The organism is Microbulbifer variabilis, assembly GCF_023716485.1.
GTDB classification, from domain to species: domain Bacteria; phylum Pseudomonadota; class Gammaproteobacteria; order Pseudomonadales; family Cellvibrionaceae; genus Microbulbifer; species Microbulbifer variabilis_B.
Genome location: NZ_CP092418.1, coordinates 1,506,951 through 1,520,789, shown reverse-complemented (window position 1 = coordinate 1,520,789; position 13,839 = coordinate 1,506,951). Strand labels below are relative to the sequence as shown.

General features: G+C 56.5%; 13 protein-coding genes. 4 read left to right on the top strand and 9 right to left on the bottom strand.

What is annotated here, in order from left to right; translation table 11 throughout:
- Window positions 1-114 precede the first annotated feature (114 nt).
- Together MJO52_RS06740 and MJO52_RS06735 are read right to left on the bottom strand one after the other, a co-directional pair.
- Window positions 115-549, bottom strand: a complete 435-nt coding sequence (locus MJO52_RS06740; RefSeq protein ID WP_252085182.1) for a TlpA family protein disulfide reductase — start codon at window positions 547-549, stop codon at window positions 115-117.
- On the bottom strand, window positions 491-1,882 hold the full coding sequence (locus tag MJO52_RS06735) for a YihY family inner membrane protein (RefSeq protein WP_252085181.1): 1,392 nt from the start codon (window positions 1,880-1,882) through the stop codon (window positions 491-493). The genes MJO52_RS06740 and MJO52_RS06735 overlap by 59 nt, the downstream gene beginning before the upstream one ends.
- A 108-nt stretch (window positions 1,883-1,990) precedes the next feature.
- On the opposite strand from MJO52_RS06735, the gene arsC reads away from it, so the two are divergent.
- From arsC to sppA, 4 genes are all read left to right on the top strand, one after another.
- A complete protein-coding gene (gene arsC, locus MJO52_RS06730; protein ID WP_252085180.1) occupies window positions 1,991-2,335 on the top strand; it encodes an arsenate reductase (glutaredoxin) in 345 nt (114 codons plus the stop codon).
- Window positions 2,336-2,950, top strand: a complete 615-nt coding sequence (gene wrbA, locus MJO52_RS06725; RefSeq protein ID WP_252085179.1) for an NAD(P)H:quinone oxidoreductase — start codon at window positions 2,336-2,338, stop codon at window positions 2,948-2,950.
- 10 nt (window positions 2,951-2,960) lie between these two features.
- Window positions 2,961-3,308 carry a DUF2069 domain-containing protein gene (locus MJO52_RS06720; RefSeq protein WP_252085178.1) on the top strand — a complete coding sequence of 116 codons (348 nt, stop codon included), beginning with the start codon at window positions 2,961-2,963 and terminating at the stop codon, window positions 3,306-3,308.
- A gap of 83 nt (window positions 3,309-3,391) precedes the next feature.
- A complete protein-coding gene (gene sppA, locus MJO52_RS06715) occupies window positions 3,392-5,260 on the top strand; it encodes a signal peptide peptidase SppA (RefSeq protein WP_252085177.1) in 1,869 nt (622 codons plus the stop codon).
- Window positions 5,261-5,295: 35 nt separating this feature from the next.
- On the opposite strand, the gene MJO52_RS06710 is transcribed toward sppA, so the two are convergent.
- The 7 genes from MJO52_RS06710 to purF all read right to left on the bottom strand — a co-directional run bounded on the left by MJO52_RS06710 (window position 5,296) and on the right by purF (window position 13,798).
- Window positions 5,296-5,589, bottom strand: coding sequence for a DUF3175 domain-containing protein (locus MJO52_RS06710; protein WP_252085176.1), 294 nt, complete (start codon window positions 5,587-5,589; stop codon window positions 5,296-5,298).
- Window positions 5,590-5,661: 72 nt separating this feature from the next.
- Window positions 5,662-6,882 (bottom strand): MFS transporter, encoded by a 1,221-nt coding sequence (locus MJO52_RS06705; protein WP_252085175.1) that lies wholly within the window; start codon window positions 6,880-6,882, stop codon window positions 5,662-5,664.
- Between the two features lie 24 nt (window positions 6,883-6,906).
- Entirely contained in the window at window positions 6,907-8,931 is a 2,025-nt protein-coding gene (locus tag MJO52_RS06700) for a transglutaminase TgpA family protein (RefSeq protein ID WP_252085174.1), read from the bottom strand.
- Window positions 8,931-9,932, bottom strand: a complete 1,002-nt coding sequence (locus tag MJO52_RS06695) for a DUF58 domain-containing protein (RefSeq protein ID WP_252085173.1) — start codon at window positions 9,930-9,932, stop codon at window positions 8,931-8,933. Before MJO52_RS06695 ends, MJO52_RS06700 begins: the two co-directional genes overlap by 1 nt.
- A gap of 4 nt (window positions 9,933-9,936) precedes the next feature.
- Complete coding sequence (locus MJO52_RS06690) at window positions 9,937-10,848, bottom strand: AAA family ATPase (protein ID WP_252085979.1); 912 nt, start codon at window positions 10,846-10,848, stop codon at window positions 9,937-9,939.
- A 179-nt stretch (window positions 10,849-11,027) separates the two neighbouring features.
- Window positions 11,028-12,209 (bottom strand): O-succinylhomoserine sulfhydrylase, encoded by a 1,182-nt coding sequence (locus tag MJO52_RS06685; protein WP_252085172.1) that lies wholly within the window; start codon window positions 12,207-12,209, stop codon window positions 11,028-11,030.
- A gap of 101 nt (window positions 12,210-12,310) precedes the next feature.
- Window positions 12,311-13,798, bottom strand: a complete 1,488-nt coding sequence (purF, locus tag MJO52_RS06680; protein WP_252085171.1) for an amidophosphoribosyltransferase — start codon at window positions 13,796-13,798, stop codon at window positions 12,311-12,313.
- Window positions 13,799-13,839 lie beyond the last annotated feature (41 nt).

Sequence of the window (13,839 nt, the reverse complement as noted above, 5' to 3'; positions counted from 1 at the left end):
AAAGTGGCGGCATGCTATCAGCGATATGCCAATGCCCTATAGTTACCTTGGTTATAGATACTTTGGTTATAGTTATATTGATTAATTTTTTTTAATTATCTTAGAGAGACAACTTTACTGGATAGCCACCTTTAAGTCCTCAGCAGTCTGAGGGCCAACCAGTGTTTTTATCCAGCGACCATCTTCACCAATCACTAAAGTTGTAGGCAGTACTTCAGGCCAGGGTTGCCCCCAGCGGCCATCTGGCTCTTGGGCCAACAGCGGAAATTCTATGCCCAGTTTCTGTGCCTGCTCTATTGCTGCAGGTATGGGCAAACCATCAAAATTAACCCCCACCACTACCACATCACTATTGGTTTGCGCCAACTCATTAAGTACCGGCACTTCTTCCCGACAGGGTTTGCACCACTCCGCCCAATAGTTGACCAGGACTATTTTCCCCTCGGTAACAACCGGCGCACCACTCACTGAGTGCAAACGGCTGTCACTCTCACAAGCGCTGATTACGCTTACCAAGAATAGAGAGGTTACTACCAGAGTTTTCTTCATTTTTTTTATTATCAGCAACATCATCCTGACCCTCCGCTTCCATAATTTCATTTTCTAAGTATTTTGGTATTTCCGTTTCACTGGCTTCGGCCTGCTCCTTTTCTAAGGCTGCGGTAAAAAGAGATCCAATTGTGATTCCCAGCTGTTCCCCGGCAGCCCCGCGCGCCTTGGCAAAACGACTCTCCACTTCGCTGTACCACTCGAACCCTTGTAAATCGCTTGTGTTACCACTGGGAATCCACTGAGGATTCAACCAACTGGAAAGCTCCATAAGCGATACGGCATTAAGATCGCGCAGTAGGACATAATCACTCCCGTCGGTCTGGGCAATCACCCGATGTGCTTGTAAAACGTCCCGCAAGCGGCGCCACTGGCCAAATTTAATTCCCAGCAATGAAATATCACGCTCGCGCAACGGTTTGCCATGCCATCCACCTTTAAACATTTGCCAGAGGACAATCAAAGTGGCGACCAGGTCTGAATGCTGACGGCCTTGGGTTGCAGCGCGATACACAGAAAGGGTTCGCACCAGTACACAGCCTGCCAGTACCAACATCCACATCATATAAATCCACAACAGGAACAAAGGCACAAAGGCAAAGGCCCCATAAATAGCCTGTACAGAACTGCGCGCAACGATGGCACCAAACAGGTATTTCATGATTTCAAAGGCAATTGAAGTGACCACCCCTCCCTCAATACCATGGCGCAGGGACACATAGCAGTTAGGCACAGCGACAAAAAGCAGGGTGAAAACAATCGTGGTGAAAATAAAAGGCAGCACTCGCAGCACCACAGCCATCATGCCGATACCCTCTTCCCCACCTAAAAACAGCTTCTGTGAGAGCAAGAAAGTACTGGCAGCAAGCCCTGCCCCTAATAAGATGGGCCCAAGACTGAGAATGGCCCAGTACAATAGAAAGCTCGAAACCCCACTGCGCCCACGGGATACATCCCAGATAGAATTAAAGGTGCCCTCAATGCTGCGCAGTGTAAGTCCCGAAGTTACCACCAGCATGGCAATACCCAACCCGGTCAGCCGCTGCGCCTGGGCGGAAAAACTGCTGATATATTCCTGAACCTCACGCCCACTTTGCGGCACAAAGTGGGAAAAAAGCTGTTCCTGCAAGCGAGTCTGCAGGCCGGCAAAGTCCGGGAACAGCGACAGCATCGCAAAACTCACTGTCACCAGCGGCACTATGGCGAACAGAGTCATATAAGTGAGAGCCGCCGCACTTTTTTGGCAGTTTTTCTCCACAAATAAAGACCATAAAGAGGTCGCAAAGCGCCGCCATTGAACGAGCCAGTCTTTCACGCTTGATTTCAATTTCATTCCCTGTGTGCGACCTCCGCCAAATGCTGCGAGTACTCGACTTGCGCCTTAGAATTCCGCTACGGTATTCGGTTAGAATACGCCAAACAGTAACAGGATACCGACATAATGTGGACGATCTACCACAACCCGCGCTGCTCAAAATCCCGTCAAACCCTGCAATTGCTGCAGGACAACGGTGTGGAACCGGAAGTGATTCTCTACCTGCAAAACCCTCCTTCTGCTGAAGAGCTAAACCAGGTACTGCAAAAACTCGGCATCCCTGCACGCGACCTGTTGCGCACCGGAGAGGAACCCTATAAGCAACTCAACCTGAAAGACGGGGACCTTGACGAAGCTCAGCTAATCAAGGCCATGGTAGAAAATCCCATCCTGATCCAGCGCCCGATCGTAGTAAGAGACGACAAAGCCACGATCGGCCGCCCACCAGAAAATGCCCTGGAGCTACTCTAAATGTCGCCCGAAAGCGAAGCCTATGTGCTGATTCTCTATTACAGCCGCAGCGGCGCCACTGCGCGCATGGCTGCTGAGCTAGCGCGGGGGGTGGAAGCCAGCGGTATCGCCGCGCGACTGCGCACCGTACCCGCAGTGTCTCCCGACACCGAGGCCAGTCTGGCCCCTGTGCCAAGTGAGGGCGCGCCCTACTGCACCCTCGACGACCTGCGTCAGTGTGCAGGCCTGTTGATGGGCAGCCCCACCCGCTTTGGCAATATGGCATCACCGCTGCGCTATTTTCTCGACCAGACCAGCGACATTTGGCTGGATGGCAGCCTCACTGGCAAACCGGCTGCGGTCTTTACCGCCACCGGCAGCCTACACGGTGGGCAAGAGACCACACTTACCTCAATGATGCTGCCACTTCTGCATCACGGCATGTTGATTGCTGGCATCCCCTACTCCGAAGCGGCCCTCATGCGGACCAGTACCGGCGGTACACCCTACGGCGCTTCTCACTGGAATAAAGGGCATACCAGCGACCTGAGCGAAGATGAAATCACCCTGTGCAGGGCGCTCGGTACACGTGTCGGCCAACTGGCCCAGACCCTAGCGGTTCCAGCTGCCAAATAAAGGATTCAACGTGAACGACACTATTCAGCGCAAACTACACATTGCGCTCCGTATCAATTGGTTTTGCTATATCGGTCTGCTGGTGCTGTTTGTGGTGCGTAACCTGTTTGTCGAGGGGGGCTCTCTCTCCCTTTGGCTGATTCAGACGGTACCGTTACTGCTGGTGCTGCCGGGCCTGATCAAGCAACGTTATCGCAGTTATCTCTGGCTCTGTTTTATTCTGCTTTTGTACATTACCACCAGCATTGTCGACGTAATGATGCCTACACGAGGCTGGGAGGATGGCCTAATGATGGTTTTGAGCCTTATCCTATTCTTTTCTGCAATGATGAGCAGTCGCTGGCATCGCATGCAGTAACCCCATGACGGAATTTCCGCCAATGGTTCCAGACACAAAGGCGTGGAAACATGCGCTTTCCACGCACTGAGGAGTTTTGAGGTTTGACTGATTCACCCCAGAAAAAAGGGTTTGCCCGAGGCTTTTTAGCTGCGATTGGCGGCTCCATCACTTGGTTACGACGAGTATTCACCAATATCGTCTTCCTGCTGATTTTGCTGTTTCTAGGTATCGCCATTTTCAGCAAGGACGAGCGTTTAGTGGTTCCACAGGGCGCGGCCCTGCGCGTAGCGCCCCATGGCTTTCTTGTGGATGAACTGGCCCAGCCCGCCACTTTACCGATTTTCCTGGGCGGCAACCGCGGCCCCGCAGAGGTGCGCGTCAAAGATCTGGTAGACGCTATCGACAATGCCGCCACGGATAAACGTATCTCCTCACTGGTGCTAGAGCTGGACCACATGGTGGGTGGCAGTCTCAGCAAGCTCGATGAAATAGGCGCTGCTCTACAACGCTTTAAAGCTGCGGACAAACCTATTTACGCTGTGGGTGACAACTTCACCCAACCCCAGTACTTCCTCGCCAGCCACGCAGATAAGGTCTACCTCAATCCTATGGGCTCAGTGATGCTCACCGGCTTCGGTGTTTATCGCAACTATTACAAGAGCGCCCTGGAGAAACTCAAAGTCAACTTCCATGTGTTCCGCGTGGGCGATTACAAAGACTTTATCGAGCCCTACACCCGTGACGATATGTCCCCCGCCTCGCGTGAAAACAACCAGCGCTGGCTGAATGAACTCTGGGGAGAATACAGCGAGCAGGTAACCGGCCTGCGCAACCTGCCCGCCGAGAGCATCGACCTGTTTATCAATGAATTGCCGCAAAAACTGCAACAGCATCAGGGCAGTTGGGCCGAAGCCGCACTGGCCAATAAACTCGTGGACCAGCTCGCCAGCCGCATTGAGGCAATGGAGGAGCTGAAAAAGACCATCGGCGAAGATGATAGTAAAAAGCGCGAGTACAAGTTTATTGACGCCCTCGCCTACTTGCGCAGCCATAAACTTGCCGAGGCAGCCAAGCCTATCCGGGAGTCCAAGAAAATTGGTCTGATTACCGCCAGTGGTTCTATTGTCGACGGCCAGGCACCTACCGGTCGCATCGGCAGTGAAAGTCTCGGCAAATTAATCCAACGCGCCCGAGAAAAAGAAGTGGATGCCCTGGTACTGCGTATCGACAGCGGCGGCGGCTCCGCCTTTGCTTCCGAGGCCATTCGCCAGGAGTTGCTGGCTACCCGTGAAGCAAAAATTCCAGTGGTGATTTCCATGGGCAGTCTCGCCGCTTCCGGTGGCTACTGGATCGCTACTGGCGGCGATCGCATCTGGGCCTCCCCGGCCACGCTCACCGGCTCTATCGGTGTATTTGGCGCCTTCCCGACGTTTGAGAACTCCCTCGAGCATATCGGTGTTTACACCGATGGCGTAGGTACCTCGGACCTGGCCGGCAGTATGCGCCTGGATCGCGCCCTGTCGCCAGCAGCAGCCAGCATTCTGCAGCAAGGGGTGGATAACACCTATGCACGCTTCCTACGTATTGTCGCAGAAGCCCGCGGCAGCACTCCCAAAGAGGTGCACAAAATTGCCCAGGGGCAGGTATGGACCGGCCGCGCCGCCAAGAAATTAGGATTGGTAGACGATCTCGGCAATCTCAGCGACGCCATCGCCGACGCCGCGCAGCTTGCTGAAATCGAAGAATACGACGTAGTAGAGATCCAGCGTGAACTGAGCCCCGGCGAAAAATTCCTGCGCGCTTTGAGCGACAATGTAGACGCGAAAATTGCCGCGAGCCTTGAAGCCAATCTGCCACTCGGCGCCTGGCTAAACAGCGTGCAGCCGGTATTGGCGCCAATCGCCGAGCTGCAGAGTTATCGCGACCCGCGCGCCCTCTATGTGCGCTGCCTGCCCTGCCAAGCGCCCTAAAGTTTTTCATCTCAACACCACATTCCGCCGCCGGCTCAATGCCGGCGCGGACGCCCGTAAAGCCCGCGCAATTCTTCCTTGGCCTGTTCCAGTAGTCGCCGCCTTTTCGCCGGCAGCCTCTGTCCCGCCCGGTTGATATAGAACGTCAGCATAGACATAGCGGAGCGATAGGGGTCAGACTTGCGCCGCTGGCTGGATTCCGCAGCCGCTTTCAATCCCTGTGCAATCGCTTTCGGGTCCTCCAGGCTAAAGAGGCCCTCACTCAAATCCAGGGCATGGCTGTGACGCGTGACCTCTTTCGACCAATTGGCCTTTTTGGCGGGACTCACCAACACCTCCACTCATTGGCTGACCCACCTAACTATATGGTGGCGGCGTCTATGTTGGTCGCACGAAGCAACTCAGACCTCGCTGTCAGTGATTTTGACCCGGCGCAGGGCACCACTTAAAGCCACCAGGGCAAAGGCGAGCAGACTTAAAATCCCCGCCCACAGCAAGGTGGTCAGGGGGGCAGCGTATTCACTCAAGACTCCAGCGGCCAGTGCCCCAAGAGCGGCGGAGCCAAACAGTGCAAACTGATAAATGGAGATGATGCGGCTGCGGTATTCCGCTGGGGCGAGCAACTGTACTATGCCGCGACCGAGGCCAGCGGAAGCCGCCGCCACCGCTCCCCAACACAGACACAGCAGGATTAGGCCAAACTTCGTAGGACCGAGGCTGATGGCAATCAACAGCGCTGCACTATAGAGCAGGCACATAAGAATACCGCGCCCAGGTTCAGCCCCCTGGCCACGGCGCAACATAGTCACCGTAGCAATTACGGTACCAGCTACGAAGGCCAGTTGCAGCGTGGCGTAATAACCGGCGCCGCGACCGTAATCCTCCGCCAACAGCGGCAGTACCACCAGAAAAACACCGATATGCACAAACCCATTAAAGGCCATCAACGCGGTCAACTCACGCAGTACTGGGTGCCGCCAGGCCTGGGATAAGCCATCGAGAATCAGGCTGTGGGTGATTTTTTCCTTAGTCATACGGCTGGCCCCATTCGCGCGCAGACTAATCAAGGCTGTGGCCGCCAACAGCAATACTCCTATCTGTACTAACAGCAGGGCTTGCAGCCCCCAGTGTTCGAAGCGGCTCGCCAGCAACATCCCCACAGCCTGACCACCGTATTGGGCCAACATCATCCAGGTCACAGTTTTCTGCACCCGTCGCTCGGAGGTTTGCCCACCACCTTGGCGTGCACTGCGCTGTACCAGATTGTCCCGCGCCGGTTGCAGGAAAGCGCTACAAATCCCAAGGCAAATACCGTAGAGCATCAATATCGGCAGGGAGATCATGGACAGGAGGTAAACCAGCAGCAGAGTTGTGTGGCAGAGGACCAGACCAATGCAAGCCAGTGCGGAGACAGTGGCCGGATCACGGCGGTCGGCCAGGGCACCGCCGAACAGCAGGAACACCAGATTGGGCAAAAGCACCGAAGCCTGCACCCAGCCCAGTTGCAGAGCCGGCAAATCCACCACGGTGAGCGCAATCCAGGGCAGGAGAATCACCTGCAGCCCGGTAGCCAGGGAAGTGCCGCTGTAGCCCAGCAGAAATTTTTGCAGCCTATGAGGCATCTTACGCGATCGACTTTCCAAGAGTTAATGACCCATCAGCCGGTTTTTACGTGCCGACACCCTAAAAGAGAGCCCCAAGCGCCAGCGCAGTAGTCGGCGCAGCTCATTCAATGCTTCTTTATCCCCGCCATAACCGGCGCGCTCAAAGGCGTCTGTCGCACGCCCGGAAAACTCTGCCAATGGGGGGCTCTCCAGTGCGATACGTTCGGCGAAGTCCCGCGGCGCCTCACCGGGTCGCCGTGTGATACCTGCCCGAGCCATGCGCTTACAGAAAACCGCATAGAGGCGCTCTACCACAGGCTGTTTTCGTCCACGCCCAGTAAAACGGGTCCACAGAAGAATGCCAAATAGTACAACCGCCACCGGTGTGGCAAAAAAAAGGGCCATCCGCAGGGGGGAGAGCTCTCCCACCAGGCGCTGCAAGGTGTCCCGCTGCTTCTCACTATCAAAACTAATCACGGTCTGATACCAGCGGTAATTGATCATGTCCCACTGCAGGCGCAGCTTCACCAGAATATCGAAGCGGTGCACCGGCAGTAGCGAATCCCGCATAAACTCCTCCCCGGCAGCGCTCTCCAGACCATCCCGGACCCGCTCCGGGGCAACCGCAGCAGTGGGGTCCACCCTCTGCCAGCCGCGTCCATCGAGCCAGATCTCGGCCCACGCATGGGCGTCGTACTCGCGCACCAGCAGGTACTCCTCACCACTCACCCACTCGCCACCCTGGTAACCCGCCACCACCCGTGCCGGCACTCCGGCGGCGCGCATGGCAAAAACATAGCTGCCGGCAAAGTGCTCACAGAATCCCTTTTGGCTGTCAAACAGGAATTCATCCACACTGTCTCTGCCGAGTGCCGGTGGGCTCAAGGTATAAGTGAATTCGCGATTGTAGAGGGCCAGTAACTGTGACGAGATCTCCTCACCGCTCAACCCCCGGCGGCGCAGGCGCTCCACCCAGTCTCGGATGCGCAAGTTTCCATCTGCCGGTAGCTGCAGATTGCGACGGCGCTCGGCACCGCTGAGTGTGGACTGAATAACCTGGGAATCCCGGGGCCAGGAACGTACCTCATAGGCAAAGCGACTATATACCGGGGAACGTTTTACCAACCGGTCATCCGCAGTTTCTCCTACTCCCGCGCTGTCCGAGGCGGGTCTTGCCAGGGCGAACAACCAAGGGCTGCGGCTCGCCTCCTGGATCACCTGGTAGCGGTAGCGCGGGCCGACTTGTGGCAGTGGACGCTCGCCACTATTCCAGTACACCCGGCCACCATTGCGCGGGTCCACACCAAAACCCTGCCGCCAGGTACGCCCATCGAATTCGGAGTACACCAGCCCTCGCCAATAACGTTGCTCCGGCGGCGGTATGGGTCCATCGAAAGAGATACGCAGTGCCGGCTTGGCGGATTTGGATAAGCGAGTGAAATCACCCGGTGCCATAGAGTCACTCACACCAGTGCGGCCGGCAGAAGTATCCTGGGGCACATTCCACAGAGGGCCCAGGCGCGGCATAACCACAAACAGCAGCAGCATCAAGGGTGTAGCCTGCGCCAACAATCTCAAGGAGAGCCCCAAGGCCCGACGCGGCCGCGCACTGAAGCTTCCCAGCTGTGCTGCCAGTGCAGCGGTAATCACCAGGGTCGCGATCAATCCGTAGAGGGCATAGGGAATCGATTGCTCACGCACAAACAGGGTCGCGGCAACAAAATAGGCCAGCAACAAACTGACAAAGGCATCGCGGCGGCTGACTAATTCCAGGTTTTTCAGGGTAAAGGACAGAGCCAGCAGCGCCACCATCGGCTCCAGTGCAAACCAACGCTGGTAGGTTTGCGCCAAACCCGCCACTGTAAGCGCAATCACCAATAGTTTGAGGGCGCGCCCCGGCAGATCACGGCGCCCGCGAAAGACCTCCAAGCGCCAATAGACCGCAAACGCCCAGGCAAAACCAATCCACAGTGGCAACTGGCTCAGCTGTGGTAGCAGGGCGACAAACTGCGCAGCGAAAATCCACAGTAGGCTTTCGCGCGGCAATAGATCCCGGTTGCTCGCCATCAGCCACCCCACTTGGGAAACAGGGCCAGCGCTGACAACACTCGCTGCTGGTGCTCGGTGCCGAGAGAGGGCGGCAAAGTAGTGCCGGGGATGCGCAGGCCATAGGCAATTCCCTGCTTCTCCGCCTGCGAGACCCAATCACACAGGTTGCTCAGGCGGGTCTCTACATCGCGCCCATCCAACAACTCCCAGTCGAGCCAGAGACGGGTATCGGTGCGGCTCTCATACTCCTTGCTATAGAGATCGCGACCGGCGGCATATTGCTTCCAGGCCAAATGGCGCAAGGAATCACCGGGCTGGTAGGGTTTGAGAGAGGCATAATCATCCCCGCCGCGACGTACTTGGCCGGATGTACCCTCTGCCTGGGCCTCTCCCAACGGCAGGGGCCCGGCGGCGAGCGGTCGCGGATACACCAGGAATTCAACATCCAGGTCGATGCGGCTCCAGCAGCGAAACAGCCCCAGTGGAAAGCGGCTCTCGACTCTTAAGCGCGGCGCCTGAATTCGCCCCCGCTGCAGGGCTGGCAGCGCAATACGGAAGTCCGCCGAGGGCTCCTCACAGAGATCCACATATGCGCCCTCTTCCGGTGGCCAACAAATTTGTATCCACTCCCGTTGGCGTTTGTCCGCTCGGCTCAGATTAATATGTGCCTCGGCGAAATCGCCGGCAAAGGCCGCTCCAGTGCCCAGCAATTGCAGGCGCAGTCCACTCAAATTGGCGAAGGTATGCACAGGCAAGATAACGAAGACACTGATCAGCAAAAAGGTCAGGGCAAAAACCAGATTGTTCTCGTAATTGGTGGCCAGCAGCCAAAGCAAAGCGGTTACTAATAAATAACCAAGCCCCGCGCGGGTGGGCAGGATAAATAGGCGGCTGTGATTTAGGGTGATGTCCCGTGAGCGAGGCGCTCGTCGGCTGAGCCAGCGCTCACCCAGCCTGCGAAAAAAATTGCGCGAGCTTGTACTGGAAGACTGTCGGGGAAGGTCGCGGATCACACTCATCTGTTTAGGCCGCGATAATATCCACCTGGCGCATAAGGCGCTCTACCAGCTGATCGCCATTGCCGCCATCACTCTGCAAGCGGTGCCCAGCCACCGAGGGCAGCACCGCCTGGATATCTTCCGGCAGGACATGGCCGCGATTATGAATCAGCGCCCAGGCCTTGGCAGCACGCAGCAGCGCCAGTGCCCCTCGGGGCGATAAACCCACCGCACAATCTGAGCTCTGGCGGGTATGCAGCACCAAACGCTCTAAATAATCGAGCAGACTGTCAGAGGCCTTCACCTGACCCACCAGACTTTGCATTTTTTTCAGAGTAGCGAGGTCGATACGCGGCTTTAGCTTGGCCAGCTGTTGGCGGGGATCAGCGCCTAAATACAGGGCCCGCTCAGCTTCGCGGTTGGGGTAACCGAGGCTGATGCGCATCAGGAATCGGTCCAGTTGTGACTCCGGCAGGGCAAAAGTACCGGACTGCTGCAGTGGGTTCTGGGTGGCAATCACAAAGAAAGGCTGTGGCAACGCGCGGGTTTCGCCGTCGACACTGACCTGGCGCTCCTCCATTGCCTCAAGCAAAGCACTCTGAGTTTTGGGAGAGGAACGATTGATCTCATCGGCCAGCAGTAGCTGGCTGAAAACCGGCCCCTCATGAAAATGAAACTGCCCGGATTCCCGCTCAAAAATTGATACACCGAGAATATCCGCCGGCAGCATATCGCTGGTAAATTGCACGCGTTTATAGGAGAGACCGAACACCTGCGCCAGAGCATGGGCCAGGGTGGTCTTGCCCATACCTGGCAGGTCTTCAATCAACAGGTGACCTTTTGACAAAAGGCAGGCCAAGGCCAACTTCACCTGACGCTCTTTTCCCAGCAAAACACTGCCAATATCGGAAACGATGGCGGAAACTATTTTTTGCACGGCAAATCCATTACTGCTCATTTTTTTCTCAGGCCAAGGAGCGGCCCAGTGTAAGCACCCGCCAACGCTGTGGGGCGGGTGCTATGGTGCCAAACTCGCAAAAAAGCGAATTTGGCACCCGCTATTAATCATAGGAAGACAGGGAGTGCCCTGGTTTAAGCAAAGGCCCTGCAAAGCGCCTACAACAAAGACAGCCCCCGCATCAGATCGCGCTTCAGGTCTTCTGCATTCTCCAATCCGACGGAAATACGAATCAGGTTTTCGGTGATGCCCGCGCGGGCCTTGTCCTCATCACTGAGACGCCCGTGGGTGGTAGTGGCCGGGTGTACGATAGTGCTCTTGGCATCGCCGAGGTTAGCGGTGCAAGATAGGATTTTACAGTTGTCGATCACCTTCCAGGCTTCCTCGCGACCACCGCGCACGGAAAAGCTCAACACCGCACCAAAGGCATCCTGTTGTTCGCGGGCCAAGCGGTGCTGGGGGTGTTTGGGCAGGCCGGTGTAGTTGACCTTTTCCACCATCTCCTGTTCATCAAGCCACCAGGCCAGATCCAGGGCGTTGGTGCAGTGGGCCTGCATACGCAGCTTGAGCGTTTCCAAGCCCTTGAGGAAAACCCAGGCGTTAAACGGGCTCATACTGGGGCCGGCAGTGCGCAGGAATACCACCAGCTCATCCATAACCTCTTTGCGCCCCACGGCGACACCGCCCAGGGTGCGCCCCTGGCCATCGAGGAATTTGGTTGCGGAGTGCACCACGATATCGGCGCCAAGCGCCAGTGGGCGCTGCAGGGCCGGAGTACAGAAACAGTTATCCACCACCAATAGAGCGCCGGCGCTGTGGGCCACCTCCGCCAGCGCGCGGATATCCGCCACTTCACACAGGGGGTTGGACGGGGTTTCCATAAACAGCAGCTTGGTGGAGCCATCCACCGCCTGCTTCCAGGCATCCATATCGGTGAGATCCACATAGCTCACACGCACGCCGAATTTTTCCATATAGCGGCCAAACAGCGCGGTGGTGGTACCAAACACACTGCGGGAGCAAATCACCCGGTCGCCACTTTTCAGCAGCGCCATACAAATACTGAGGATCGCGGCCATACCACTAGCCGTGGCTACCGCAGCCTCGCCACCTTCGAGCGCGGCGATGCGCTGCTCGAACATACGAACAGTGGGGTTGGTGTAGCGAGAGTAAACGTTGCCGACACTCTCGCCGGTAAAGCGCGCAGCGGCTTCTGCAGCAGAGGGGAATACGTAACTGGAGGTGAGATAGAGGGCTTCGGAGTGCTCGCCCTCTTCCGAGCGGACCTGCCCGGCGCGAACGGCCAGAGTTTCCAGAGCGTAACCGTCGTCTTCAAACATATACCGCTTCCTAGTCAGTATTTTTGGAAGCGGTCATATTAACCGAAACAGTCGTGCATGGCGCCCTCTTCTGCCGTGAACAGAGCGCCGCCGGAGATAACTTACAGAGTGCTGGTGTCGGCCTTCTTGTGCTTGGCCTCGTCGTTGCGCGCCGCGTGAAGGCTATCGAGATAATCTTCGTCAACATCGCCGGTAATATAGTTACCGTCGAAAACGGAGCAGTCGAACTGATCGATTTTCTGCTTACCTCCGCTGGAACTTACGACCAAGTCTTCCAAGTCTTGGTAAATCAACCAGTCTGCACCGATTTCTTCACAGATCTCTTCAGTCGTGCGGTCGTGCGCAACCAGCTCACTGGCAGACGGCATATCAATACCGTACACGTTAGGGTACTTCACCGCTGGTGCCGCGCTGGCGAAATAGACTTTCGCAGCACCCGCATCGCGAGCCATCTGAATGATCTGCTTACAAGTGGTACCGCGCACAATGGAGTCATCCACTAACAGCACATTCTTACCGCGGAATTCCAGCTCGATGGCATTCAGCTTTTGGCGCACTGATTTCTTACGCTGTTTCTGCCCAGGCATGATAAAGGTACGGCCGATATAGCGGTTCTTCACCATCCCCTCACGGAATTTCACCCCCAGCCGGTGTGCCACAGTCTGGCCGGCGGTGCGGGCGGAATCGGGAATGGGGATCACTACGTCGATATCGTGGTCGGGGCGCAGGCGCAGAATCTTATCTGCCAGGTGCTCACCCTGACGCAAACGCGCCTTGTGTACGGAAACGCCATCCATAATGGAATCCGGGCGGGCGAAGTACACATGCTCAAAAATACAGGGGGTCAGGGTCGGGTTTTCCGCGCACTGCTCAGAGTGCACAGTACCGTCCAGCTCGATATACAGCGCTTCACCGGGGGCCACATCGCGCACCAGAGTGTAACCCAGTACATCCAGGGCGACAGACTCAGAGGCCACCATATACTCGGTGCCTTTCTCGGTCTCACGCTTACCGTAAACCAGCGGGCGAATACCGTTGGGATCGCGAAAAGCGACGATACCGTAACCCACAATCAGGGCCACACAGGCATAGGCGCCGCGCACACGTTTGTGCACACCGCACATGGCGGTAAAAATATCTTCAGCCTTAGGCTGCAGCTTATGTAACTTATGCAGCTCATGGGCGAATACATTGAGCAGTACTTCGGAGTCGGAATCCGTATTAATGTGGCGCAGATCCTGCTGGAAGATCTCTTCAACCACATCCCGCACATTGGTGAGATTGCCATTGTGTGCCATGGCAATGCCATAGGGAGAGTTCACATAGAAAGGCTGCGCCAGGGCGGGACCGGAACTGCCCGCAGTGGGGTAGCGCACATGGCCGATACCAAAGTTACCTTTCAGGCGCTCCATATGCCGCGCGCGGAACACATCGCGCACCAGACCGTTGGCTTTTTGCTGGTTCAGGCGATCATCGTCACAGGTCACGATGCCCGCAGCATCCTGCCCCCTGTGCTGCAACAGAGTGAGCCCATCATAGAGCTGCAGATTGACATCACTCTTACCGACGATACCGACGATACCACACATATATTTGACCCTATTGATCGAAAAAGCGGCGCTAGCGCCCG